The sequence below is a fragment of the Cupriavidus phytohabitans genome (genome assembly GCF_000426345.1).
In the GTDB taxonomy this organism is placed as follows: Bacteria; Pseudomonadota; Gammaproteobacteria; order Burkholderiales; family Burkholderiaceae; genus Cupriavidus.
Genome location: NZ_AUFE01000006.1, coordinates 160,052 through 183,811, shown reverse-complemented (window position 1 = coordinate 183,811; position 23,760 = coordinate 160,052). Strand labels below are relative to the sequence as shown.

At 67.7% G+C, this 23,760-nt stretch carries 23 protein-coding genes and 1 pseudogene; 11 read left to right on the top strand and 13 right to left on the bottom strand.

The annotated features are described in order from the left end of the window. Positions 1-8: 8 nt before the first annotated feature. The 5 genes from K309_RS43925 to K309_RS0106990 all read right to left on the bottom strand — a co-directional run bounded on the left by K309_RS43925 (position 9) and on the right by K309_RS0106990 (position 5,056). Positions 9-404 carry a hypothetical protein gene (locus K309_RS43925; protein ID WP_369796398.1) on the bottom strand — a complete coding sequence of 132 codons (396 nt, stop codon included), beginning with the start codon at positions 402-404 and terminating at the stop codon, positions 9-11. A 683-nt stretch (positions 405-1,087) separates the two neighbouring features. Next, a complete protein-coding gene (locus K309_RS0107005) occupies positions 1,088-2,395 on the bottom strand; it encodes an MFS transporter (RefSeq protein ID WP_029045755.1) in 1,308 nt (435 codons plus the stop codon). 79 nt (positions 2,396-2,474) lie between these two features. Beyond that, positions 2,475-3,233: an SDR family oxidoreductase gene (locus K309_RS0107000; RefSeq protein ID WP_029045754.1), complete on the bottom strand. Its 759-nt coding sequence runs from the start codon at positions 3,231-3,233 to the stop codon at positions 2,475-2,477. A 151-nt stretch (positions 3,234-3,384) separates the two neighbouring features. Then, positions 3,385-3,627 (bottom strand): hypothetical protein, encoded by a 243-nt coding sequence (locus K309_RS0106995; protein ID WP_029045753.1) that lies wholly within the window; start codon positions 3,625-3,627, stop codon positions 3,385-3,387. Then, positions 3,620-5,056, bottom strand: a complete 1,437-nt coding sequence (locus K309_RS0106990; protein WP_029045752.1) for an aldehyde dehydrogenase family protein — start codon at positions 5,054-5,056, stop codon at positions 3,620-3,622. Before K309_RS0106990 ends, K309_RS0106995 begins: the two co-directional genes overlap by 8 nt. 203 nt (positions 5,057-5,259) lie before the next feature. Between K309_RS0106990 and ppa the strand changes: the two genes are divergently transcribed. Both ppa and K309_RS0106980 read left to right on the top strand, forming a co-directional pair. After that, entirely contained in the window at positions 5,260-5,787 is a 528-nt protein-coding gene (ppa, locus tag K309_RS0106985) for an inorganic diphosphatase (protein ID WP_029045751.1), read from the top strand. 128 nt (positions 5,788-5,915) lie between these two features. Next, positions 5,916-6,500 carry a cytochrome b gene (locus tag K309_RS0106980; RefSeq protein ID WP_051320366.1) on the top strand — a complete coding sequence of 195 codons (585 nt, stop codon included), beginning with the start codon at positions 5,916-5,918 and terminating at the stop codon, positions 6,498-6,500. A gap of 13 nt (positions 6,501-6,513) precedes the next feature. Here K309_RS0106980 and K309_RS0106975 read toward each other — a convergent pair whose 3' ends face one another. After that, complete coding sequence (locus tag K309_RS0106975) at positions 6,514-7,755, bottom strand: GNAT family N-acetyltransferase (protein ID WP_029045749.1); 1,242 nt, start codon at positions 7,753-7,755, stop codon at positions 6,514-6,516. A gap of 202 nt (positions 7,756-7,957) precedes the next feature. On the opposite strand from K309_RS0106975, the gene K309_RS0106970 reads away from it, so the two are divergent. Next, positions 7,958-10,006: an NAD(+) synthase gene (locus tag K309_RS0106970; RefSeq protein ID WP_029045748.1), complete on the top strand. Its 2,049-nt coding sequence runs from the start codon at positions 7,958-7,960 to the stop codon at positions 10,004-10,006. Between the two features lie 69 nt (positions 10,007-10,075). On the opposite strand, the gene K309_RS0106965 is transcribed toward K309_RS0106970, so the two are convergent. Further along, entirely contained in the window at positions 10,076-10,402 is a 327-nt protein-coding gene (locus K309_RS0106965) for a DMT family transporter (RefSeq protein WP_029045747.1), read from the bottom strand. 3 nt (positions 10,403-10,405) lie between these two features. Continuing rightward, positions 10,406-10,561, bottom strand: coding sequence for a hypothetical protein (locus K309_RS42400; RefSeq protein ID WP_198030797.1), 156 nt, complete (start codon positions 10,559-10,561; stop codon positions 10,406-10,408). On the opposite strand from K309_RS42400, the pseudogene K309_RS36075 reads away from it, so the two are divergent. Both K309_RS36075 and glnK read left to right on the top strand, forming a co-directional pair. Continuing rightward, positions 10,515-11,375 (top strand): annotated as a pseudogene (locus tag K309_RS36075) (GlxA family transcriptional regulator); the annotation flags it as partial. The gene K309_RS42400 and the pseudogene K309_RS36075 overlap by 47 nt on opposite strands. Before the next feature lie 250 nt (positions 11,376-11,625). Then, complete coding sequence (glnK, locus tag K309_RS0106955) at positions 11,626-11,964, top strand: P-II family nitrogen regulator (RefSeq protein ID WP_006162803.1); 339 nt, start codon at positions 11,626-11,628, stop codon at positions 11,962-11,964. Between the two features lie 80 nt (positions 11,965-12,044). Here the strand turns inward: glnK and K309_RS0106950 are convergent, their stop codons facing one another. The 3 genes from K309_RS0106950 to trxB form a co-directional block, all read right to left on the bottom strand. After that, the gene (locus K309_RS0106950) at positions 12,045-12,686 is read right to left on the bottom strand and encodes a trimeric intracellular cation channel family protein (RefSeq protein WP_029045746.1); all 642 of its coding nucleotides are present in this window, start codon (positions 12,684-12,686) and stop codon (positions 12,045-12,047) included. Positions 12,687-12,712: 26 nt separating this feature from the next. Continuing rightward, positions 12,713-13,387: a Smr/MutS family protein gene (locus tag K309_RS0106945; RefSeq protein WP_029045745.1), complete on the bottom strand. Its 675-nt coding sequence runs from the start codon at positions 13,385-13,387 to the stop codon at positions 12,713-12,715. A gap of 108 nt (positions 13,388-13,495) precedes the next feature. After that, positions 13,496-14,461, bottom strand: a complete 966-nt coding sequence (gene trxB, locus K309_RS0106940) for a thioredoxin-disulfide reductase (RefSeq protein WP_029045744.1) — start codon at positions 14,459-14,461, stop codon at positions 13,496-13,498. Positions 14,462-14,692: 231 nt separating this feature from the next. Between trxB and K309_RS0106935 the strand changes: the two genes are divergently transcribed. From K309_RS0106935 to K309_RS0106915, 5 genes are all read left to right on the top strand, one after another. Further along, the gene (locus K309_RS0106935; protein WP_029045743.1) at positions 14,693-17,020 is read left to right on the top strand and encodes a DNA translocase FtsK; all 2,328 of its coding nucleotides are present in this window, start codon (positions 14,693-14,695) and stop codon (positions 17,018-17,020) included. 188 nt (positions 17,021-17,208) lie between these two features. Next, positions 17,209-17,844, top strand: a complete 636-nt coding sequence (gene lolA, locus K309_RS0106930) for an outer membrane lipoprotein chaperone LolA (RefSeq protein WP_029045742.1) — start codon at positions 17,209-17,211, stop codon at positions 17,842-17,844. Between the two features lie 8 nt (positions 17,845-17,852). Continuing rightward, entirely contained in the window at positions 17,853-18,290 is a 438-nt protein-coding gene (locus K309_RS0106925) for a hypothetical protein (RefSeq protein WP_084402369.1), read from the top strand. An 87-nt stretch (positions 18,291-18,377) separates the two neighbouring features. Next, entirely contained in the window at positions 18,378-18,710 is a 333-nt protein-coding gene (locus tag K309_RS0106920; protein ID WP_029045740.1) for a hypothetical protein, read from the top strand. Between the two features lie 194 nt (positions 18,711-18,904). Next, positions 18,905-19,942 (top strand): Fe(3+) ABC transporter substrate-binding protein, encoded by a 1,038-nt coding sequence (locus K309_RS0106915; RefSeq protein ID WP_029045739.1) that lies wholly within the window; start codon positions 18,905-18,907, stop codon positions 19,940-19,942. Positions 19,943-20,008: 66 nt separating this feature from the next. Here the strand turns inward: K309_RS0106915 and K309_RS0106910 are convergent, their stop codons facing one another. After that, a complete protein-coding gene (locus K309_RS0106910) occupies positions 20,009-20,683 on the bottom strand; it encodes a hypothetical protein (RefSeq protein WP_029045738.1) in 675 nt (224 codons plus the stop codon). 133 nt (positions 20,684-20,816) lie between these two features. Next, complete coding sequence (locus tag K309_RS0106905; protein ID WP_029045737.1) at positions 20,817-22,460, bottom strand: ABC transporter permease; 1,644 nt, start codon at positions 22,458-22,460, stop codon at positions 20,817-20,819. A 123-nt stretch (positions 22,461-22,583) separates the two neighbouring features. Here K309_RS0106905 and K309_RS0106900 point away from each other — a divergent pair, with 123 nt between their 5' ends. After that, on the top strand, positions 22,584-23,714 hold the full coding sequence (locus K309_RS0106900; protein WP_029045736.1) for an ABC transporter ATP-binding protein: 1,131 nt from the start codon (positions 22,584-22,586) through the stop codon (positions 23,712-23,714). Positions 23,715-23,760 lie beyond the last annotated feature (46 nt).

Sequence of the window (23,760 nt, the reverse complement as noted above, 5' to 3'; positions counted from 1 at the left end):
TCCTCGACCTACCAGCGCATCTGGTTGTTGCGGCCGCCGGTGCTCACCGTGGCCGTCCTGGTCCGGCCCTGGTAAGTCGCCCGCACGTTGTACGTGCCGCTCGGCGCCTTCAGCAGGCAGCGCGGCCCGTCGGCGACAAAGCTCGCCACTTCCTTGTTGCCGCGCATCAGCTTGACGTCGACATCCGACAGGTACTCGCCGCGCGCGCCCTGCGTAAAGAGCAGGCTCATGTTGAAGTTGCGTGCCAGCTGCTGCAGTGCGACCTGTTCGTCCTCGGCAACGCCGCCGCAGATGTAGGTTACCGCCCCCGCGGTACGCTGCACCATTGCATCACGCGGCGGCGGAGGCTGCGGCGTGGTCAGCGGCGGGCGTGGCTGGGCCGCGGTGGCCGGCGGAGCGGGCACGGCAGGTGAGGCACCGCCCGGTGCCGGGGCAGGCGATGCCGTTGGCGGCGGCGCTGCAGTACCCGGTGCCGGTGCAGGCTGGGCAACCGGCGGCGGCATGGTGGTGGGCGGCTGCGTCGCGGGCGCGGTCACGCCCGGGGTTGGGGCGATGGCGCCGGCCGGAGCTGGGGCGGTCGCTGCTGGCGACGTCGCTGCCGGAGCAGTCGGTGCCGGAGCAGTCGCTGCCGGAGCCGGCGCGGGCATGGCGGGCGCGGGCGCCGGTGTGGCTTCGACCACGGGTGCCTGGGCATGGCTGGCAGCTGGCACAAGGGCCAGCAGCGCGACCACGCCGGCGCTGAGCGCGATGACAAGGCGCTTGACGCGCGTGCGGCGTGCGAGCCGCGCTTCGACGCGCTTCAGTGACTGGGTGGGGGCAAACGGGGGCAGGTGCGGCATCGTGGCCTCCTTGGCAATCTTCAGGATTCACATGCCCGGAGGACCCCGTGTGGATCACTCCGGGTGTCTTCCTTTCCATGCTAGGGCGCAAGCCGGGGCCGCAATGCCGGGTTTGGTCCTACACCGGCGTCAGCGGATGGCGCGTCGTCGCCGCGCGAGCGCCGCGCCAGGCACTTGCGCAGATCCCATGAAAAACGGCGCTTTCCTTGCCGGAAAGCGCCGTTGCGGGCCACCCGCGAAGCGCTTGCCTACCTGCGGCTCACCAGCCGGGCCGGGACCGACAGCGTCAACGCCGCGCCGACCACCAGGCACGCGGCCAGCAGGTACATGCCGGAGTCCGTGCTCCTGGTCAGGTCCTTGAGCCAGCCTACCGCATACGGGCTGAGAAAGCCGGCGAGGTTGCCCAGCGAGTTGATCAGGGCAATGCCGGCTGCCGCGCCGGTGCCGGCCAGGAACGACGTGGGCAGGCTCCAGAACAGCGGCAACGTGGTCAGGATGCCGATGGTGGCCAGCGTCAGCGCGCACATGGCCAGCGTGGTATTGGTGGCCCATTGCACCGACAGCAGCAGGCCGAACGAGCCGAGCAGCGCCGGGATCGCGATATGCCAGCGCCGTTCGCCGCTGCGGTCGGCACTGTGCGCCACCAGCACCATGCCGATCACCGCGCAGCCATACGGGATCGCGGTCAGCAGGCCGATGTCGAGCGCGCTCTTCACGCCGGTCTGCTTGATGATGGTCGGCAGCCAGAAGCTGACGCCGTACAGGCCCATGACGAAGCAGAAGTAGATCGCGCTCATCAGCCAGACGCGCGGGCTGAACATCACGGTGCGGATTGGCGGGTCTTCCTTGTGCGCGTCTTCGGCGGCGATATTGCGCTCTAGCAGCGCCTTTTCCCCGGCCGTGAGCCACCTGGCGTGCGCGATGCGGTCATCCAGGTAGGCCAGCACCCACAGCCCCACCAGGATCGAGGGCACCCCTTCCAGCAGGAACATCCACTGCCAGCCCGCCCAGCCGCTATGGCCGTCGAACGACTGCATGATCCACCCCGACAGCGGCCCGCCGATCACGCCCGACAGCGCGATCGCGGTCATGAAGAAGGTGGTGGTGCGCCCGCGCCGGTTGGCCGGGTACCAGTAGGTCAGGTACAGGATGATGCCCGGAAAGAAGCCGGCTTCGGCAATGCCCAGCAGGAAGCGCAGCACGTAGAACATGGTCGGCGTGGTGACGAACATCATCGCCGCCGAGATCGCGCCCCAGGTGATCATGATGCGCGCGATCCAGATGCGCGCGCCCACCTTGTGCAGGATCACGTTGCTCGGCACTTCGAACAGGAAGTAGCCGATGAAGAAGATGCCGGCGCCCAGTCCGTAGACGGTCTCGCTGAACTGCAGGTCGTTGAGCATCTGCAGCTTGGCAAAGCCCACATTGACGCGGTCCAGGTAGGCGACCACGTAGCACATCAGCAGGAAGGGCACCAGGCGCCAGCTCACCTTGCGGTAGGTGGCGTCTTCAAAGGCGGCGTCGCTGACGCCGGGGGTTACTGCGGTCGTTGTCATGCTGTCTCCTGAGGATGTTTGCGTTCTCGACGACGCGGTACAGCGGTGTTACGACAAGGAAATGCCGGGGAAGCAGGGCTCAGACGCAGCGCCCGCCGTCGACTTCGATGCAGGTGCCGGTGATGAAGGCGGCTTCGTCGGAAGCCAGGTAAAGGCAGGCATTGGCCACGTCCTGCGGCGTCGACATGCGCCCCATCGGGATAGTGGCGAGGAACTTCGCGCGGTTCTCGGGCGTGTCGGGCATGCCCATGAACTCTTCGAGCAGCGCGGTGGCGCCGATCACCGGGTTGACGCAGTTGACGCGGATATTGTCCTTGCCCAGTTCGGCCGCCATGGCCTTGCTGGCGGTGATCACAGCGCCCTTGCTGCCGTTGTACCAGACCAGTCCGGGACGCGGGCGGATGCCGGCGGTGGAGGCAATGTTGACGAACGCGCCGCCGCCGCGCTGGCGGAAGTGCGGGATGAAGGCACGCGCCGACCAGTAGATGCTCTTGACGTTGACCGCGTAGACGCGGTCGAACTCATCCTCGGTGATGTCGAGGATGGGTTTGTTGCGATGCGTGGTGCCGGCGTTGTTGACGACGATATGCACGTCGCCGAAGGCGGCCAGCGCGGCCTCGCGCATGGCTTCGGTATCGTCGCCGCGCGAGACGTCGGCGCGCACCGCGCGCGCCTGTCCGCCGGCCTCGCGGATCGCCGCGGCAACGCGCTCGGCGGCGTCTTCGCGCAGGTCGGCCACCAGCACGCTGGCGCCCTCGCGCGCGAAGGTGTGGGCGATGCCCTCGCCGAAGCCGGAACCGCCGCCGGTGACGATCGCTACCTTGTTGGCCAGTCTCATTGGTTGTCTCCTGGTGTTGTTGTGGTTTGGGTGATCGCTACAGGTTTTCAATGTCCGCCTGTGTGCTCCCCTCTCCCGCCGGCGGGAGAGGGGAGCGTCTGCAACGGGCGTCGGCCCGCTCAGGCGCCATCGATGATCGCGCCTCGTTCGCTCAATGCGAGAACGGCCCCTGCCCGCGCAACGCATTCGCGACCATCATCACCGCCAGCAAGAACGGCAGCGCCACATACAGGCACCAGTGCACGCGGTCTCCCACCACATCGCCCCACTTGCGCTTGAACACCTGCAGCCGCGGCATGCCGGAGGGATTGGTGGCGCGCTTGTTCCGCACATGCCACGCCATCCAGAAAAAGAAAATGGCAAAAGCGATGGAAAGGAAATTGATGTTACCCATGTTGGATGGCGATGGTTTTCAGTGTGGTGAACCCGTACAGGGCCTCGAAGCCCTTCTCGCGGCCGTAGCCGGACTGGCCGCTGCCGCCGAAGGGCAGCTCCACGCCGCCGCCGGCTCCGTAGTTGTTGATAAAGACCTGGCCCGCGCGCAGCTTGTGCGCCAGGCGCAGCTGGCGTCCGCCATCACGGGTCCAGACGCCGGCGACCAGGCCATAGGGCGTGCCGTTGGCCAGCGCGACGGCCTCGGCCTCGGTGTCGAAGGGCATGGCCGCCAGCAGCGGGCCGAACACTTCTTCCTGCGCCAGCCGGTGCGCGGGCGGGACATCGCGGAACAGCATCGGCACCTGGTAGTAGCCGGCCTCGGGCGCCTCGGCCACGATCTGGCCCTGCGCCATGACCGCCACGCCGGCGTGCTGCGCGTCGGAGACGAAGTCCCACACGCGCTGCTGCTGCTTGCGGCTGATCAGCGGGCCGCATTCCAGGTCGAGTTCGGACGGGCCCACGCGCAGCGACTCGAATACCGATGCCAGCCGGTCGAGCAGCGCGTTGTAGACCGGGCGCTCCACCAGCAGGCGGCTGCCGGCCGAGCAGGTCTGGCCGGCGTTCTGCACGATGCTGTTGACCACCACCGGCACCAGCGCGTCGATGTCGGCATCGGCAAACACGATCTGTGGTGACTTGCCGCCCAGTTCCAGCGTGACCGGCACATGGTTCTCGGCGGCCAGCTGCGACACCAGCTTGCCCGTCTGCGGCGAGCCGGTGAACGAGATGTGGTTGATGCCGGGATGGCGCGCCAGCGCGGCGCCGGCCTCGTGGCCGTAGCCGGTGATGATATTGAGCGCGCCTTCGGGCAGGCCGGCCTCGGCGGCGATCTCGGCCACGCGCAGCAGCGACAGGCAGGCGTCCTCGGCCGGCTTGACCACGCAGGCATTGCCAGCGGCCAGCGCCGCGCCCACGCTGCGCCCGAAGATCTGCAGCGGGTAGTTCCACGGGATGATGTGGCCGGTCACGCCGTGCGGCTCGCGCACCGTCAGCACGGTGTAGCCGGGGTTGTAGGGGATGGTCTGGCCGTGCAGCTTGTCGACCGCGCCGGCGTAGAACTCGAAGTAGCGCGCCACGGCGCGGGCATCGGCGCGGGCCTGGCGCAGCGGCTTGCCGGTATCGCGCGCTTCCAGCGCGGCCAGCTCTTCTTCATGGGCGATCAGCGCCACGGCAACGCGGTTGAGCAGGCGCACACGCTCGGCCGGGGCCATCTGGCCCCAGGCGCCGTCGGCGGCCTGGCGCGCGGCGTGGACTGCGACATTGATGTCGGTGGCGTTGCCGCGGGCGATCTCGGCAAAGGGCTCGCCGTTGGACGGGTCGAACACCTTGATGCGCAGGCCGTTGTCCGGCGCGATCAGGCGGTTGGCGACAAAGTGCTGGGCATGCATGGGTGGCTCCGGGGCAGCACGAAGGCTGCGGCTATTCAGTGTCGGCTGAAGAATGCGCCATTATCGCCCACGCGCGCGTGGCTGCAACGCGTTGCAGCGGGCCGGGAGGTCAGAAAGGGCGATGGCTTGTCAGCAACCGGTCAGGCGCGAGCCGTTATAATGCCCGCCATCCGACAACACAGCGCAGGCATCTGGAGAACCGCATGAGCTTCAACCTCGTCACCCCGGGCAAGGACATCCCCAACGATTTCAACGTCATCATCGAGATCTCGGCCCAGAGCGATCCGGTGAAGTACGAAGCCGACAAGGAAACCGGCCTGCTGTTCGTGGACCGCTTCATCGGCACCGGCATGCGCTATCCGGCCAACTACGGCTACATCCCGCAGACGCTGTCGGGCGACGGCGACCCGGTGGACGTGCTGGTGCTGTCCCCGTTCCCGATCCTGGCTGGCGCCGTGGTGCGCTGCCGTGCACTCGGCATGCTGAAGATGACCGACGAGTCGGGCGTGGACGCCAAGCTGGTCGCCGTGCCGGTGGACAAGCTGTCACCCGCTACCGCCTACATGAAGGGCCTGTCGGACGTGCCGCAGAACCTGCTGGACCAGATCAAGCATTTCTTTGAGCACTACAAGGCACTGGAAGCCGGCAAGTGGGTCAAGGTCGAAGGCTGGGCCGGCATCGAGGAAGCCCACAAGGAAATCACCGACGGCGTGGCCAACTACAAGAAGTAAGCTGAACCGACGCTGAAGAAACCCCGCCGCGGCGGGGTTTTTTGTTGCCCGCCGCTTGATGGCGGTTAGGACCTGTCCGCGCGGCTTGCGCTACGCTGGGTCCGTGTCGAAAGAGAAGGAGAACCGCCATGAACCGGGCTACACAGAGCATCAAACCGATGCAGAGCCTGCCGGAAGTGTTGTCGCCATCGCGCCGCTATGACGGGCTTGCGGTGTGCTTTCATTGGGCGGTGTTCGTGCTGGTGGCGCTGGCGTATGCGGCCATCGAGCTGAAGGGCAATTTCGACAAGGGCACGCCGGCGCGCGTGATGGCCATGGATGTCCATGAATGGGCCGGGGCGCTGGTCGTAGGGCTGGCAGTGCCGCGGCTGCTGTGGCGGCTGGTGCGCGGCGCACCTGCGCCGGAGCCCGGCCCGCGCTGGATGCATCTGGCGGGCGCAGCCATGCACTGGGTGCTGTACCTGTTTATCCTGGCGCAGCCGCTGCTGGGGCTGCTGGCGATGAATGCCGGCGGGCACCTGCTGGCGCTGCCGTCGCTGGGGATCGAAGTGCCCGCGCTGGTGGCGGCGGATCCCGCGCTGAAGGTCACAGTCAAGGCCATCCACGAAACGCTGGGAACCGCGTTCTACCTGGTCATCGGGCTGCATGCGATGGCTTCGCTGTTCCACCACTACATGCTGGGCGACAACACGCTGCGGCGCATGTGGCGCTGAGCGCCTCGGCGGCTCAGGAACGCGCGAAGGGATTGCGTTCGCCCAGTTCGTCGAGGTAGGCGTCGATGCCGTGGCGCTCGCGCGCGAGGAAGCGCTCCACGGCATCGGCAAAGTCGGGATGCGCCAGCCAGTGCGCCGAGCGCGTGGCCACCGGCAGGAAGCCCCGCGCCATCTTGTGCTCACCCTGCGCGCCGCCTTCGAAGGTGCGGATGCCGTGGGCGATGCAGAACTCCAGCGGCTGGTAATACGCGGTCTCGAAGTGCAGGCAGGGGTGGTATTCCAGCGCGCCCCAATAGCGGCCGTACAGCGTGCTGACCTGCGGCGCATCGTCGTAGACCAGCAGCGACGAGGCGATCGGCTGGCCTGCGCGCTCGGCCACCACCAGCAGCAGGTGCTGCGGCATCGCCGCGCCGATGCGCCGGAAGAAATCCAGATTCAGGTAGGGCGTGGAATGGTGCTCGCGATAGGTCTGGCGGTAGCAGCGGTTGAAGAAGCGCCAGGCCTCGTCGTCGATCCCGCTGCCGCGCAGGTGGCGGAAGGTGATGCCGGCCTGCGCCACCTGGCGCCGCTCGGCGCGGATATTCTTGCGCTTCTTCTGCGATAGCGTGGCCAGGAAGTCCTCGAAATCGGCGTACCGTGTGCTGCCACCTTCGCCCCCATTGGTCCAGTGGAACTGCACGCCGTGCCGCATCAGCATGCCTGCCTGCTGCATCAGCCCGGCTTCGGCCTCGTCAGGAAAGAGGACATGCAGCGACGACATGCCGCTTTCCGCCGCCAGCGCCAGCGCTACCTTCAGCAGCAGCCGGCGCGCTTGCGGATCTTCGGCGATCAGCCGCGCGCCGCGCACCGGCGTGAACGGAATCGCCGACAGCCACTTGGGGTAGTACTCGATGTTGTGCCGCGCATAGGCATCGGCCCAGGCCCAGTCGAACACGTACTCGCCGTACGAATGCGCCTTGGCATAGAGCGGCATCGCCGCGGCCAGCCGGTCGCCGGCCCACAACGTCAGGAAGCGCGGATGCCAGCCGGTCTCGGCGCATGCGCTGCCGCTGGCATGCAAGGCATGCAGGAAGGCGTGGCGCAGGAAGGGCGTCGGTTCGGGCTGGCGCGCCAGCAGCGCGTCCCACGCGGCCGGTTCGATCTCGGCCAGGTCGGAGACGATGCGCGTCTGGTAGTCCGGAGTGTCCGCTTGGCTGGCTTTCTGGTCGTCTGCGCGGCTGCCTGTGGCCGCCGTATCGCCGGAATCCGACTGCATGGGCTGTCGCTGAAGAGATGGGAACGGGAGCGCCCCGCGCGGGCGCAGGGCGGCTCGAGTCTACCGGAAATGGCGTGGCGACGCTGCGGCACGGCAGCGGCGGCGCGGCCCCGGGTAGCGACGTAGAATGGCGTATATGCGTCACCCCCCAGGTTCAGGCGCGGATGATCCGCCCCATGCCTGCCATACCCCAGGGCCCGATATGAAGACTCCGTTTTTCAACCTCTATTCCCACGGCTTTGCCCGCGTGGCCGTCGGCGTGCCGGTCTGCCGCGTTGCCGACCCCGCCTTCAACGCGCGCGAGACGCTGGCGCTGGCCACGCAGGCCGCGCAGCGCGGCGCGGTGTTGGCCGCTTTCCCGGAGCTGGGCCTGTCGGCCTATACCTGCGACGACCTGTTCCACCAGCGCACGCTGCTCGATGCGTGCGAAGCCGCGCTCGGCACCATCGTCGAAGCTTCGCGCAAGCTGCCGCTGGCGATGGTGGTGGGCATGCCGCTGCGCGTGCAGCACCAGCTGTTCAATTGCGCCGTGGTGGTGGCCGCGGGCCGTGTGCAGGGCGTGGTGCCCAAATCGTTCCTGCCCAACTACTGGGAATTCTATGAAGGGCGCCAGTTCAGCGCGGCAGACTGCGCCACGGTCGACAGCGTGCGATTGCTGGGCCAGGACGTGCCGTTCGGCGCGGGGCTGCTGTTCGATATCGAAGGGCTGCCGTTCTTCCGCTTCCATACCGAGATCTGCGAGGACGTGTGGGTGCCGGTGCCGCCGTCGTCGTTCGCCGCGATGGCCGGCGCGACCGTGCTGGTGAACCTGTCGGCATCGAACATCGTCATCGGCAAATCGGGCTACCGGCACCAGCTGGTGTCGCAGCAGTCGGCGCGCTGCCTGGCGGCGTACCTGTACACCTCGGCCGGCAAGGGCGAATCGTCGACCGACCTGGCCTGGGACGGGCAGGCGCTGATCTACGAGAACGGCGAAATGCTGGCCGAATCCGAGCGTTTCTCCGACGACTCGCACCTGCTGTTCGCCGATGTCGATGTCGAACGCCTGTCGCGCGAGCGCATGCACCAGGTCACCTTCGGCCATTCGGTGCGCCGGCACAAGGCCGAGGTCGAAGCGTTCCGCGTGGTCACCTTCGCGCTCGACCTGCCGCGCGAGAAGTCGCTGCCGCTGGCACGCAACGTGGCGCGCTTCCCGTACGTGCCGGCCGACCCGCGCCAGCGCGACGAGCGCTGCATGGAGGTCTACAACATCCAGGTGCAGGCGCTGGTGCAGCGGCTCTCTGCCAGCAAGATCAGCAAGGTGGTGATCGGCGTTTCGGGCGGGCTTGACTCCACACACGCGCTGCTGGTCTGCGCCAAGGCGATGGACCGCCTGGGGCTGCCGCGCGCCAATATCCTCGCCTACACCATGCCCGGCTTCGCCACCAGCGACCGCACGCTGGACCAGGCGCGCAAGCTGATGCAGGTGGTGGGCTGCAGTGCCACCGAGATCGACATCCGACCCAGCTGCCTGGCGATGCTGAAGGACCTGGGGCACCCGTACGCCGCCGGCGAGAAGGTCTATGACGTGACCTTCGAAAACGTGCAGGCTGGCGAGCGCACCAATCACCTGTTCCGGCTCGCGAATTTCCACGGCGCCATCGTGATCGGCACCGGCGACCTGAGCGAGCTGGCGCTGGGCTGGTGCACCTATGGCGTGGGCGACCACATGTCGCACTACAACGTCAACGCCAGCGTGCCCAAGACGCTGATCTCGCACCTGGTGCGCTGGGTCGCCGAGACCGGGCAGATCGGCGAGGGCGGGGCGGACGTGCTGCTGGCGGTGCTCGGCACCGACATCAGCCCCGAGCTGGTGCCCGGCGACAGCAACCATGGGCCGGAGCAGAAAACCGAAAGCACCATCGGGCCGTACGAGCTGCAGGATTTCAATCTCTACCACACGCTGCGCTTCGGCTTCACGCCGTCCAAGATCGCTTTCCTGGCCCAGCACGCCTGGGGCGACCGCGAGCGCGGCGTGTGGCCGTACGGGCCGGAGGTGGCACGCAACCAGTATGGGCTGCCGGAGATCAAGCGCAATCTCGCGATCTTCCTGGACCGATTCTTCAGGACCAGCCAGTTCAAGCGTTCGTGCATCCCGAATGCGCCCAAGGTGGGCTCGGGCGGTTCGCTGTCGCCGCGCGGCGACTGGCGCGCGCCGAGCGATTCGGAGTCGGCGGTGTGGCTGGCGGACCTGGAGAAGGTACCGGACTGATGCGCCGGTGTCGCTGAGCAGTGAAAAAATGGCCCGCACTGTGCGGGCCATTTTCCTGCGGGAGCGCCGTCAGGCGGCCGGGCCCGAGACCAGCTTGAGACCCACCACGCCACACAGGATCAGCGCGATGCAGCCCGCGCGCGCCAGCGATGCCGGCTCGCCCAGCCACAGCATGCCGAGCATCGCGGTGCCGGCCGCGCCGATGCCGGTCCATACCGCATAAGCCGTTCCCACCGGCAGCGCGCGCAGCGACAGCGTCAGCAGGACGATGCTGGACAGCCCGGTCGCCACCGCATAGACGCTGGGCCAGAACCGGCTGAAGCCGGCCGACCATTTCATGCCGAAGGCGAAGGCGATCTCCAGCACGCCGGCCACGACCAACAGGATCCACGGCATCGTTCAGCCGGCCAGCAGGCGATGCGTGAACAGGCTGTGCAGCGTGCGCACGGACAGCACCGCGATCGCCACCGTCCCGCACTGCTGCTGCTGTGCTGCGTGGGCCTCGCGGAATGCGTACCAGTTCGAGATCATCGCGCCGGGGCCGGGGATGCTCACGGCCTCCAACGGCATGCGCATCGAACCGGACGCAACGCTGGAGACCGCCAGTGACGATATCGACACGCTGCTGGTCGCGGGCGGCCCCGCGCTATGGAAGCAGGCGCAGGATGAAACCATCGGCGCATGGCTGTCCCGGCAGGCACGCACGGTGCGGAGGATCGGGTCGGTCTGCTCCGGCGCGATGATGCTTGCACATGCGGGCTTGCTGGACGGACGCAGCGCCACCACGCACTGGAACACAACCGACCGCCTGGCGCGCATGTTTCCGGGCGTCCAGGTGGAGCCGGACCGCATATACGTCAAGGATGGCAACGTCTACACCTCCGCCGGCGTGACCGCGGGGCTGGACCTGGCGCTGGCGCTTGTCGAGGAGGATTTCGGCCGCGTGGTGGCGCTACGGGTGGCGCGCGAACTGGTGATGTTCCTCAAGCGGCCAGGCGGACAGTCGCAGTTCAGCGCCCACCTTGCGGCGCAGACGGCGGAGCGCAATGCCATCCGGGAGGTGCAGGGGTGGATTGTCGAGAACCTTGCCGGCGACCTGTCGGTCGACGCGCTGGCCGCACGTGCCGGCATGAGCACGCGCAACTTTGCCCGCGTCTTCCGCCAGGAATGCCAGGTGACGCCGGCCGATTTCGTCGAGGCCGCGCGCATCGACGCCGCGCGCCGGCTGCTGGAAGGTTCGCGCCATCCGCTCAAGCGCGTGGCCGCGCTGGCCGGCTTTGGCGATCCCAACAACCTGCGGCGCGCCTTTCTGCGGCGTGTCGGAGTGGCGCCTTCGGACTATCGGCGCCGCTTCCTCAACATGGCGTGACCGGGTGATGTGCACAGGGTTTGCACAGGCTCTGCACAGGATTTCCCGGGGGCTGTCCACAGGGTTGTCCACAGGCTCGAACGGCATCGCGCCGCCCTGCGATGCGGGTTGTCGAACGTTCCGGCCGCGCCGGGCGCGGGATTGCGGGGAATGCATGGCGCCAATGGCTGTTAAAATGCCAGCCGGAGAGCGCCGCGCCCGCGGCGGTGCGCCGCCAGGCGCGTGAACAAACGATAACCAGGGGCCAGTCATGAAGCAGATTACCGCCATCATCAAACCGTTCAAGCTCGACGAGGTGCGTGAAGCCCTCGCTGATGTCGGCGTGACCGGGCTGACGGTGACCGAGGTGAAGGGATTTGGCCGGCAGAAAGGGCATACCGAGCTCTACCGTGGCGCCGAATACGTCGTCGACTTCCTCCCCAAGATCAAGATCGAGGTGGTGGTGGCTGAGAACCAGCTGGACACCGTGCTGGACGCCATCGTCAAGGCCGCGCATACGGGCAAGATCGGCGACGGCAAGATCTTCGTGACCGAGATCGAGCGCGTGATCCGCATTCGTACCGGCGAGCAGGACGAAGCCGCGGTCTGAGCCGCCGCCTGTCAATGCAGGAACGCCGCCCAACCGGGCGGCGTTTTTTGTTTCTGGATTTGTCCTGCGGCGATGCAGGCTCAGCTCGGCAGCTTCCAGCCGTAGCGCACCGACACCAGCCGCATCGCGATGATCGCCAGCGCGCCGGTCATCAGCGCCGCCTCCTGCTGCACCTCCAGCCAGGTCAGGCCGATGTAGATCCAGCAGCCGACAAAGGAGCAGGTCGCGTAGGGCGAGCGGTCGCGCAGGATCATTGGCACTTCATTGCACAGCACGTCGCGCACCACGCCGCCGAACACCGACGAGATGATGCCCATCATCACCGCCACGGTCGGCGTCATCTGCGCCACCAGCGCCAGCGAGGCGCCGGTGACCGAGAACAGCCCGAGCCCGATCGCGTCGGCGACGATCATGGCCCGGTCCGAGGCCACGCGGCTGACCACGCGCAGCACGAACGACGCGCCGAACGACATCGCGAAGATCAGCAGCACGTAGCCTTCATGGTCGACCCAGTAGAACGGGCGCCGGTCCAGCAGCACGTCGCGCAGCGTGCCGCCGCCGAAGGCCGTGGCGAAGGCGACCACGAAGGTGCCGACCACGTCGAGCCGCTGCTTGCGCGCATCGACCACGCCCGACACCGCGAAGGCGAGCACGCCGATGACCTCCATGATATGGAGGATCAGGGGCAGCCGCCCCATCAGCAATTCGAGCGGGAGATGCATCCGCGGCGCGGTTCAGGCCCGGTGCGTCAGGGCTTCGGCTGGCGCAGCAGCACCATCAGCGCGCCGGCGCCGCCTTCGGCCTCGCGCGCCTGCACGAAGGCGAGCACTTCCTCCTTCTGCACCAGCCAGCTGCGCACCTTGCCCTTGAGCACCGGCAGCTTGTCGGGCGAGCCCAGGCCCTTGCCGTGGATCACGCGCACGCAGCGCACGCCGTTGCGCACCGAGCGGCGCAGGAATTCGGCCAGCGCCTCGCGCGCCTCGTCGCTGCGCAGGCCGTGCAGGTCAACCTTGTCCTGGGGCACCCATTCGCCGCGCCGCAGCTTGCGGATTACGTCCATGCCGATGCCGGGGCGGCGGAACGACAGGGTCTCGTCGGTCTCCAGCAGGCTTTCGACATCGAAGTCATCGGACAGCGAGGCTTGCAATACCGCCTGGTCGTTGCGCTGCGATTGCACCGGGACGGGCGCGGGCTTGCTGGCGGGGTGGTGGGCGCGGTTGCGGTCGCGCAGCTGGCTGACCTGGCCCACGCTGGCACGGAACACGTCGGCCTCTTCGCGGGCACGCTGCGCCGCCTGCTCGGCGGCCAGGCGCTCGGCTTCGCGCCGCTCGGCATCGGCCTTGAGGTTGTCGCGCAGGCGGGACAGGTCGTTCAGGCCGAAGCGTTGGGTCGGGCGGTCGGGTTTGCGGGCGCCTTGCGTCATGAATAATCTCCGGGGGCTCGCCGGAATTATATCGACTGGGGCAGGGCAGCCGGGGAGGGCGAGTGGAGATGAACCGGCCACGGCAGGCCGGTCCAGGAGGGCTTGCGCTTACTTCAGGGCTTCGACAAAACGCTGCGCATCCAGCGCGGCCATGCAGCCGGTGCCGGCGCTGGTGATCGCCTGGCGGTAGACGTGGTCCTGCACATCGCCGGCGGCGAACACGCCCGGCACGCTGGTGGCGGTGGCGTCGCCCTGCAGGCCCGACTTGGTCACCAGGTAGCCGTTCTTCATCTCCAGCTGGCCGGCGAACAGGTCGGTATTGGGCTTGTGGCCAATGGCGATGAACACGCCCGCCAGCTTCAGCTCTTCGGTCTGGCTGGTCTTGGCGTTGCGGATGCGGATGCCGGTGACGCCGGAATCGTCGCCCAGCACTTCATCCAGCACGTTGTCGTAGCGGATTTCAATGCGGCCTTCCTGTTCGCGCTGGAGCAGGCGGTCGACCAGGATCGGCTCGGCGCGGAAGCTGTCGCGGCGGTGGATCACGGTGACCTTGCTGGCGATGTGCGACAGGTACAGCGCTTCTTCCACGGCGGTGTTGCCGCCGCCGACCACGGCGACTTCCTGGTTCTTGTAGAAGAAGCCGTCGCAGGTGGCGCAGGCCGACACGCCGCGGCCCATGAAGGACTCTTCCGACGGCAGGCCCAGGTATTGGGCCGAAGCGCCGGTGGCGATGACGAGGGCGTCGCAGGTGTACTCGCCGGCGTCGCCGATCAGCGTGAAGGGGCGGGCCGGCTTGCCGTTCTCGTCCACCAGCCTGGCGGTGTGGATGTGATCGAAGATGATTTCGGTCTTGAACTCTTCTGCATGCGCCAGCAGGCGCTGCATCAGTTCGGGACCCTGGACGCCCTTGGCATCGCCCGGCCAGTTCTCGACGTCCGTGGTGGTCATCAGCTGTCCGCCCTGGGCCAGGCCGGTGATCAGCACCGGCTGCAGGTTGGCGCGGGCCGCGTAGACCGCGGCGGTATAGCCGGCGGGACCGGAACCGAGAATCAGCACTTTTGCGTGTTTTGCCATGATGCGTTCCTATGGCCGGTGCGGCATGATGCCCACCGGCATTGCTCGAAAGCGACATTATAAGAGGAGCGGCATTTGCCCACTGTTGCAAATTCCAATGGGTGCGATAGTCGTCGCCCACGTTAAAATGGCCGCCACGATGCCCGTCAGTCACCTCGTCAGTCAGCGCTGACATAGTCCGACGGCGGCGCCAAACGCATCCGGAATCACCTTAAAGAGTCCTATCCAGGCATGGCCCGAGCTACCACGACCACCCGCACCGATCCGTCAGCCTTGCCTTCCCGCATCGGCAAACTGCTGGGCGAGGTGCGCTGGTTCCTGCTGCTGGCCGTCACGCTGGGCTTCCTGTGCGTGCTGGCCAGCTACAGCAAGACCGACCCCGGCTGGTCGCATGCCAACCAGGTCGCCGACATCCATAACCTGGGCGGCCGTGTCGGCGCCTGGGTAGCCGACGTGCTGTTCTTTATCTTCGGCTTCTCGGCCTATTGGTGGGCGGTGCTGCTGGTGCGGCGCTGCTGGCGCGGCTGGCGTACGCTGACGGCCGAGCTGCCCGAGCGCGAGGACCATCGCCAGGGCGTGACGGTAAGCTGGATCGGCTTCGTGCTGACGCTGCTGTCCAGCATGGGGCTGGAGGCAATCCGCATGTACCCGCTGCGTGCCGCGCTGCCGCGTGCGCCGGGCGGGGTGCTGGGCGACACGCTGGGCGGCTGGATGCAGGTGGCGCTGGGCTTCACCGGGGCGACGCTGCTGCTGCTGTTGCTGTTCGCGATCGGGCTGTCGCTGTTTTTCCACTTCTCGTGGCTGTCGGTAGCCGAGCATATCGGCGGTTTCGTCGAAACCATGTTCCTGGGCTTCAAGGCGCGCCGCGAGAGCAAGCAGGACCGCATCATCGGCGAGGCCGCCAAGGTCGAGCGCAAGGAAACCGTCGAGGTACAGCGCGTGCGCATCGAGGAGGCGCCGCCGGTGCAGATCGTGCGGCCGCAGGCGGTGCCCAAGCATGAACGCGTGGAACGCGAGAAGCAGCAGCCGCTGTTCGCCGACATCCAGGATTCGGACCTGCCGCCGCTGTCGCTGCTCGATCCGATCCCGCCGCACCAGGAGACGGTCAGCGCCGAGACGCTGGAATTCACCTCGCGCCTGATCGAGAAGAAGCTCAAGGACTTCGGCGTCGAGGTCAAGGTGGTGGCGGCCTACCCGGGGCCGGTCATCACGCGCTACGAGATCGAGCCGGCCACCGGCGTCAAGGGCAGCCAGGTGGTCAACCTGGCGCGCGACCTGGCGCGCTCGCTGTCGCTGGTGTCGATCCGCGTGGTCGAGACCATTCCCGGCAAGAACTACATGGGGCTGGAGCTGCCCAATCCGAAGCGCCAGACCGTGCGGCTGTCGGAGATCCTGGGCTCGCAAATCTACAACGAGAGCGCTTCCAGCCTGACCATGGCGCTGGGCAAGGACATCGCCGGCAAGCCGATGGTGGCGGACCTGGCCAAGATGCCGCATTGCATGGTCGCGGGCACCACGGGCTCGGGCAAGTCGGTGGGCATCAACGCGATGATCCTGTCGCTGCTGTACAAGGCCAAGCCGGACAACGTCCGCCTGATCCTGATCGATCCCAAGATGCTCGAAATGAGCGTCTACGAGGGCATCCCGCACCTGCTGTGCCCGGTGGTGACCGACATGCGCCAGGCCGGCAACGCGCTGAACTGGGCGGTCGGCGAGATGGAGCGGCGCTACAAGCTGATGAGCAAGCTTGGCGTGCGCAACCTGGCCGGCTACAACAAGAAGATCGACGAGGCCGCGGCCAGGGAAGAGAAGATCCCGAACCCGTTCAGCCTGACCCCGGACGCGCCGGAGCCGTTGGACAAGCTGCCCACCATCGTCATCGTCATCGACGAGCTGGCCGACCTGATGATGGTGGTCGGCAAGAAGGTGGAAGAGCTGATCGCCCGCATCGCGCAGAAGGCGCGCGCCGCCGGCCTGCACCTGGTGCTGGCCACGCAGCGCCCGTCGGTGGACGTGATCACCGGCCTGATCAAGGCCAACGTGCCGACCCGCATCGCCTTCCAGGTCAGCAGCAAGATCGACTCGCGCACCATCCTCGACCAGCAGGGCGCCGAAGCGCTGCTGGGCATGGGCGACATGCTCTACCTGGCGCCGGGCACGGGCCTGCCGGTGCGCGTGCATGGCGCCTTTGTCTCTGACGATGAAGTCCACCGCGTGGTGGAGAAGCTGAAGGAAGGCGGGGACGCCAACTACATCGAAGGCATCCTCGAAGGCGGCCTCACGGACGACGGTGGCGGCGATGGCCTTGGCGGCGGCGCCGGTATCGGCGGTGGCGGCGGCGAGGCCGATCCGCTGTATGACCAGGCCGTGGAAGTGGTGCTGAAGAACCGACGCGCGTCGATCTCGCTGGTACAGCGCCACCTGCGCATCGGCTACAACCGCGCCGCGCGACTGCTGGAAGATATGGAGAAGGCCGGGCTGGTGTCGGCGATGTCGGGTAATGGCAATCGCGACATCCTGGTACAGGGCGGTGGCGCGGCTGCGCGGGATGATGATTAAAGCGCAGGCGGGTATCCCGGCTGGCCGCGGATTGGCCCAGCGTAATATCCGGTTACCCGTGTAGCACGGGCAGCACGGAATCCTGTACCAACTGCCGGCTCTAACCAGGCACGTTGACGGTGCGGCCGGCTGCCGGAGCAGGTGCCGCACTACGGCAACGCATTCGATAACAACCAGGATCCAGAATCATGCGCAACCGCATCCTTGTGTCGGCCTGCGCCGCGCTGGCGATGTTTGCCATCCAGGCGCCGGCCCATGCCGCAGCCACCGACCAGCTGCAGAGCTTTGTCACCGGTGTGAAGAGCGCGCGCGGCGAATTCACGCAGCGCCAGGTCAAGGGCCAGGGCGCCAGTGTCAAGGTGACCGGCAACTCCAGTGGCACCTTCGTGTTCTCGCGCCCGGGCAAGTTCACCTGGCGCTATACCAAGCCCTACGAGCAGTTGCTGCAGGCTGATGGCCAGACCCTGTACATCTATGACAAGGACCTGAACCAGGTCACCGAGCGCAAGCTCGATGCCGCGCTCGGTTCCAGCCCGGCGGCGATCCTGTTCGGCAGCAACGACCTGGAAAAGAACTTCGCCATCAAGAACGGCCCGACCCGCGATGGCGTGGAATGGCTGGAACTGACGCCCAAGGCCAAGGACACGCAGTTCGAGCGCATCGGCATCGGCTTCAAGGGCGGCAACCTTGAAGCCATGGAGTTGCGCGACGCCTTCGGCAACACCACCTTGCTGACCTTCACGAACATGCAGAAGAACCCGCCGCTGGCGGCCGATGCGTTCCGGTTCACGGTGCCCAAGGGCGCCGATGTGATGAAGCAATGAGGCCCGCCATGATTGCGAACTCAGCCATGGCCGCTCGCATCGTCGCTGCCCGCGGACGCTACGGTGCAGCGATCCTGGCCGGTGCCGGCGCGCTGGCGCTGGCGGCTTGCACCAGTACCGGCGGCGGTGCCAGCAAGTTCGATGTCGAATCCTTCCTGCGCGCGCCGGACACGGCGTTGCCTGAAGTGCTCGGCAACGCGGCATTCCTGAAATCCACGCGCGTGCCGGTATCGGAATGCGCGGTCATGCTGCAGTCCGCCAACACCGGCGTGCTGGAAGACCTGCCGCCGAGCAGCAACGCGCGCGGCCCCGCCTGGCTGCTGCATCCCACGGGCAAGCCCGAGCAGGTCTGGCTCGTCGTCAGCGAGTCAGGCGGTGAACGGACGTGTCACGGCCCGTTGCCGGCCGATGCGATGAAGACGCTGGCCGACCGCGCAAAAGGCTGATCTCGCCGGCTTCAGCGCTTTCTGGCGACCGGAACGCCCCTCGCGGTCATGTGTCCAAGCATCCTCATCCATGCAAAGGAACATGACATGACCGCCATCCGAACGACTTCCCGCGGACTGCTGTGGCTGGCCGCCGGCGCGGCCTTGCTGGCAGGTTGCGCGGCGCAACCCGGCGAGCCGGCACCGATGCCCGGCCCGCAAGGCGCACGCGGCACGCCGGCCGGCTGTGCCGCCGACAAGGTTGCCGACGACACCCTGGTAGGCAAGAGCGAGGCCGAGGCCATCGGTCTGCTGCAAGGCTGCGCGTGGCGGCTGGGCGAACGCGACGGGCAGCAGTTCCCGGGCACCATGGACTACAACCCTCAGCGCCGGACCCTCGGCATCAAGGCTGGCAAGGTTACGTGGGTGAGGCGCGGCTGAAGTGATGTGAAAGCGCGTCGGTGTATCGAGTTGCAAATATTGATCTCTCAACGGGCCGCCAACATGACAAAAATGTAATTTGACCGGCTGAACAAGAATCAATATTGTTTTTGGCTGTCCGGAATCCAATAACCGGGCAGTCCCGGGTGTCCCGGATGCTGGCGACTGCCCAACCAAGCTGGGGAGCCATCCGCGTGAAGACCACTATCCGAACCTTGCTGCCGCGTGTCGCGGCGCTGGCCCTGCTGACGCTGCCGCTCGCGGCGGCGGCGCAGGAAAAGGTGCTGAACCTCTATACCGCCCGCCACTACCAGACGGACGAGGCGCTGTACGCCAACTTCACCAAGCAGACCGGCATCAAGATCAACCGCATCGAAGGCCAGGAAGACCCGCTGCTGGAGCGCATCCGCAATGAAGGCGCCAACAGCCCGGCCGACGTCTTCATCACCGTCGATATCGGCCGGCTGTGGCGGGCCCAGCAGGCCGGCGTGTTCGCGCCGGTCAAGTCCAAGGTGCTGGATTCGCGCATTCCCGCCAAGTACCGCGACCCGAACGGGGAGTGGTTCGGCTTCTCGGCGCGCGGCCGCGTGATCGCGTACAACAAGACCGCGCTCAAGGCTGGCGACATCGCCACCTACGAGGACCTGGCCGACCCCAAGTGGAAGGGCAAGGTTTGCACGCGTTCCAGCGGGCACGTCTACAACCTGTCGCTGGTGTCCAGCCTGATCGCGCACGACGGCGAGGCGCGCACCGAGCAGTGGGCGCGCGGCGTGGCAGCCAACCTGGCGCGCGCGCCCAAGGGCGGCGATACCGACCAGCTCAAGGCCGTGGCCGCGGGCGAGTGCGACGTGGCGATCTCCAACACCTACTACATCGCGCGCCTGCTGAAGTCGACCAAGCCGGAAGACAAGGCCGTGGCCGACAAGCTGGGCGTGGTGTGGCCCAACCAGAAAAGCCAGGGCGTGCACATGAACATCTCTGGCGGCGGCATGCTGAAGCACGCGCCGAACAAGGAGGCGGCGGTCAAGTTCCTGGAGTACCTCGCCAGCGACGAGGCGCAGCGCTACTTTGCCGACGGCAACAACGAATGGCCGGTGGTGCAGGGCGTGAAGGTCAGCAATCCGGCGCTCGATGCGCTGGGCGAGTTCAAGGCCGACAGCATCAACGTGGCCGAGCTGGGCAAGTACCAGCCGCAGGCGCAGAAGCTGCTGGACCGCGCGGGCTTCAAGTAAGCCGCCGGGCCGGGCCGGCCGTCCCTGCACGAGGGGTGGCCGGCCGGTTCCGCATCAGGTTCCACATCAAGGCAGGAACCGCTTGTTCCCCTTCACCTCGGCCGGCTCGACCTTGCGGAACGTCAGCTTGACGCTGCTGTCGAGCCGCCGCCCGGCCTGGCGCCGGATCAGCGCGCGGCGCAGCAGGCCCTTGTGGCCGACCGTGCCTTCCGCATAGGGCTGGTCCCCGATCGTTCCCAGCGCCATGGCGGCCAGCGCCTGGTTGCGCTCCGCCGCACTCTTTTCCAGCAGCCTGTCCAGCGCCATGCGGGCGCGCACCTGCGCGGCCAGCGCCGTGTCGCCGGGATTGGCGCGGGCACGCTCGGCGTCCCATGGCAACCGCACCTTGCCCGCCAGCCGGCGCAGTGCCGCGCGCAGTTCGGCGCCGTCCATGCGCGTTTCCTGCACGATCCACACCGCATCATGGCGCACTGCCGCTTCGGCATCCGCCATGCGGCGTACCAGCGCGGGCTGCAGGCCGGGTGAGGTGAACTGGCGAGCGCGGCGGATCGCGTTGAGCGCGATGCGGCGCACCTGCGGGTTGGCGTGGTCGGCAAGGTCGTCGATGATGCGGGCCGCGGTAGCGGCGGATTCGATCATCTCGGCCAGTTGGCCGGCCAGCGAGATTTCTTCCACGCCGCTCAGCGTGTTGCGGTTGACCAGCCGGTTCAGCTTGAACAACAGGATGTGGTATCGCAGCATACGCCCCCCTCATGCGTTCCGGCGGCAGGCGCCGAAAGGCCCGGCGTGCCGCTGTTCTTGTCCCCGGGCGAGCGCCGGGCCATGAAACGCTATCGGCGCGGCGGGGCGGGACTTTAGCGGGTTGGCGGGCGGCTCAGCGTTGCGCCTCGCGCCGGATCGTGCGCGATAGCAAGATTACCGGCAGCAGGCCGACGGCGACGATCACCAGCGACGCCGTCGCGGCTTCGGTCAGGCGTTCGTCGGCGGCGAGGTTGTAGGCCTGCACGGCCAGCGTATCGAAGTTGAATGGCCGCATCACGAAGGTGGCCGGCAGTTCCTTCATCACATCGACGAAGACGATCAGCGCTGCCGTCAGCAGGCTGCCGCGCAGCATCGGGAAATGCACGCGCCGCAGCGTGGCGCCGGGGCCGTGGCCGAGGCTGCGCGCGGCGGCGTCCATGCTGGGCGTGATCTTGCCCAGCCCGGCGTTGACCGTCTGCAGCGCCACGCCCAGGAAACGCACCAGCAGCGCATAGACCAGCGCCGCGATGCCGCCGGTCAGCAGCAATCCGACCGACAGCCCGAACTGCTGCTGCAGCCACGCCGACAAGGCATTGTCGAAGCGCGCCACCGGCACCAGCACGCCCACGGCGATGACCGAGCCGGGCAGCGCATAGCCCATGCCGCAAAGCCGCGTCAGCCCGCGCACCAGCCAGCCGCGCCGGCCGTTCGCGGCGCGGCCGGCGTAGCCGATCGCCAGCGCCACCAGCACCGCCGCCAGTGCCGTCGCGCTGGCCAGCAGGAAGCTGTTGCGCACCAGCCCGACAAAGCGCGGGCCGAACTGGGCGTCGCCGTCGGTAAAGGCCATGCGGCACAGCATCAGCGCGGGCACCAGGAAGCCCAGCAGCACCGGCACGGCGCAGGCCGCCAGCGCGAGCCAGCCGCGCGTGCCGCCGAGCGTCCATGCCGCGGCGCGGCGCTGGTTGCCGTAGACCTGCGCACGGCCGCGGCTGGCGCGTTCCATCAGCAGGATCGCCGCGACGAACAGCAACATGCATGCCGACAGTTGCGCCGCCGCATTCTTGTCGCCGAGCGAGAACCACGCCCGGTAGATGCCGGTGGAAAACGTGGGGATGGCAAAGTACGCCACGGTGCCGAAGTCGGCCAGCGTCTCCATCATCGCCAGCGCGGTGCCGGCGACGATGCCGGGCCGTGCCAGCGGCAACACCACGCGCCAGAGCCGGCTCCAGGTACCGTGGCCGAGCAGGCGCGCGGCTTCGATTGTGTTCTGTGTCTGCTGCAGGAAGGCGGCGCGCGCCGTCAGGTAGACGTAGGGATACAGCACCAGCGAGAACAATGCGATGGCGCCGCCCATCGAGCGGATGTCCGGGAACCAGTAGTCGCGCGCCTTCCAGCCGGTCAGCTCGCGCAGCCAGCCTTGCACCGGCCCGGCGAACTGCAGCGCATCGGTGTAGGCGTAGGCGATCACGTAGGCCGGCATCGCCATCGGCAGGACCAGCGCCCATTCCATCACGGCATGGCCGGGGAAGCGGTAAGTCGAGACCAGCCATGCCGTGGTCACGCCGAGCAGCAGCACGCCCGCGGCCACGCCCAGCAGCAGCCAGATGGTGTTGAAGACGTACTCTGCCAGCACCGTGTCGATCAGGTGGCGCCAGGTCTCGCCAGCGGGCAGCAGCACGGCAGAGGCGACCACCAGCACCGGCACGGCGATCAGCAGCGCCATCACGAGCGTGGCCAGGGTCAGGGGGTGGAAGCGGCGGCGGCTGGGCAGGAGCATGCGGTGGATTCGATGGAAGCGCGCCCGGGCAATGTGGTGCCGGCGCGGCGCGGGCTGCCGCATTCTAGCAATGCCGCGCACGAGATGGCCCGCGGCGCGGCCCCACATCCCTATAATGCGCACATGCGAACCGATTCCTATTCCCGATTACCCGCATCCCCGGCGCGTACGCGGCCGATGACGCGCAGCGGCACCCGCGAGGCTGCCGCCGGCGCCGCCGTCATCGAGGTCGACCGGATCCGGCATGCCTTTGGCCGGCACGCGGTGGTCAAGGGCCTGTCGTTTGCGCTGGCGCGCGGCAATATCGCGTGCCTGCTGGGTCCCAGCGGCTGCGGCAAGACCACGGTGCTGCGTGCCATCGCCGGCTTCGAGCCGTTGCAGGACGGCCGCGTCGTGCTGGACGGACAGACCGTGTCGTCGTCGGACGCGCTGGTGCCGCCGGAGCAGCGCCGCATCGGCATGGTGTTCCAGGACTATGCGCTGTTCCCGCACCTGGATGTGGCCGCCAACGTCGGTTTCGGGCTAACCCGTGCCGGCCGCGCCGAGCGAGCGGCGCGGGTGGAAGAGGTGCTGGAACTGGTGGGACTTGCCGGCTCGGGGAGCAAGTATCCGCACGAGCTGTCCGGCGGCCAGCAGCAGCGCGTGGCGCTGGCGCGCGCACTGGCGCCGCGGCCCGAGCTGTTGCTGCTGGACGAGCCGTTCTCCAACCTCGATGTCGATTTGCGCGAGCGCCTGAGCCTGGAAGTGCGCGCGATCCTGAAGGCACAAGGCACCACCGCCATCCTGGTCACGCACGACCAGTACGAGGCCTTTGCCATGGCCGACGAGATCGGCGTGATGCATGACGGCGTGATCGAGCAGTGGGGCAGTGCGCATGAGCTGTACCACCGCCCCAAGTCGCGCTTCGTCGCCGGCTTTATCGGCCAGGGCGTGCTGATGCCGGGGCACCTGCGCGGCGATGCGCGGATCGAAGTGGAGCTGGGCATGCTGCAACCGGCCGTGCCCCTGCAGTTGCCCGCGGATTCCGCCGTCGACGTGCTGGTGCGCCCTGACGACATCGTCCACGACGACGCCAGCCCGATGCAGGCGGAAGTGGTGCACAAGGCCTTCCGGGGCGCCGAGATCCTGTACACGCTGCGGCTGGCCAGCGGCGGCCGGGTGCTGGCGCTGGTGCCCTCGCACCACAACCACGCGGTGGGCGAGCGCATCGGCATCCGCGTCGAGATCGAGGACGTGGTCGCCTTTGCCGCCTAGTCCGACGCGCAGGCCCGGCACCTGAGCGCGGGGCGCCGATGGTCTA

Coding starts and splice junctions, on each gene's coding strand:
- K309_RS0107005 (WP_029045755.1), bottom strand. CDS start 2,395: ATGACAACGACCGCAGTAACCCCCGGCGTCAGCGACGCCGCCTTTGAA.
- K309_RS0107000 (WP_029045754.1), bottom strand. CDS start 3,233: ATGAGACTGGCCAACAAGGTAGCGATCGTCACCGGCGGCGGTTCCGGC.
- K309_RS0106995 (WP_029045753.1), bottom strand. CDS start 3,627: ATGGGTAACATCAATTTCCTTTCCATCGCTTTTGCCATTTTCTTTTTC.
- K309_RS0106990 (WP_029045752.1), bottom strand. CDS start 5,056: ATGCATGCCCAGCACTTTGTCGCCAACCGCCTGATCGCGCCGGACAAC.
- ppa (WP_029045751.1), top strand. CDS start 5,260: ATGAGCTTCAACCTCGTCACCCCGGGCAAGGACATCCCCAACGATTTC.
- K309_RS0106980 (WP_051320366.1), top strand. CDS start 5,916: ATGAACCGGGCTACACAGAGCATCAAACCGATGCAGAGCCTGCCGGAA.
- K309_RS0106975 (WP_029045749.1), bottom strand. CDS start 7,755: ATGCAGTCGGATTCCGGCGATACGGCGGCCACAGGCAGCCGCGCAGAC.
- K309_RS0106970 (WP_029045748.1), top strand. CDS start 7,958: ATGAAGACTCCGTTTTTCAACCTCTATTCCCACGGCTTTGCCCGCGTG.
- K309_RS0106965 (WP_029045747.1), bottom strand. CDS start 10,402: ATGCCGTGGATCCTGTTGGTCGTGGCCGGCGTGCTGGAGATCGCCTTC.
- glnK (WP_006162803.1), top strand. CDS start 11,626: ATGAAGCAGATTACCGCCATCATCAAACCGTTCAAGCTCGACGAGGTG.
- K309_RS0106950 (WP_029045746.1), bottom strand. CDS start 12,686: ATGCATCTCCCGCTCGAATTGCTGATGGGGCGGCTGCCCCTGATCCTC.
- K309_RS0106945 (WP_029045745.1), bottom strand. CDS start 13,387: ATGACGCAAGGCGCCCGCAAACCCGACCGCCCGACCCAACGCTTCGGC.
- trxB (WP_029045744.1), bottom strand. CDS start 14,461: ATGGCAAAACACGCAAAAGTGCTGATTCTCGGTTCCGGTCCCGCCGGC.
- K309_RS0106935 (WP_029045743.1), top strand. CDS start 14,693: ATGGCCCGAGCTACCACGACCACCCGCACCGATCCGTCAGCCTTGCCT.
- lolA (WP_029045742.1), top strand. CDS start 17,209: ATGCGCAACCGCATCCTTGTGTCGGCCTGCGCCGCGCTGGCGATGTTT.
- K309_RS0106925 (WP_084402369.1), top strand. CDS start 17,853: ATGATTGCGAACTCAGCCATGGCCGCTCGCATCGTCGCTGCCCGCGGA.
- K309_RS0106920 (WP_029045740.1), top strand. CDS start 18,378: ATGACCGCCATCCGAACGACTTCCCGCGGACTGCTGTGGCTGGCCGCC.
- K309_RS0106910 (WP_029045738.1), bottom strand. CDS start 20,683: ATGCTGCGATACCACATCCTGTTGTTCAAGCTGAACCGGCTGGTCAAC.
- K309_RS0106905 (WP_029045737.1), bottom strand. CDS start 22,460: ATGCTCCTGCCCAGCCGCCGCCGCTTCCACCCCCTGACCCTGGCCACG.
- K309_RS0106900 (WP_029045736.1), top strand. CDS start 22,584: ATGCGAACCGATTCCTATTCCCGATTACCCGCATCCCCGGCGCGTACG.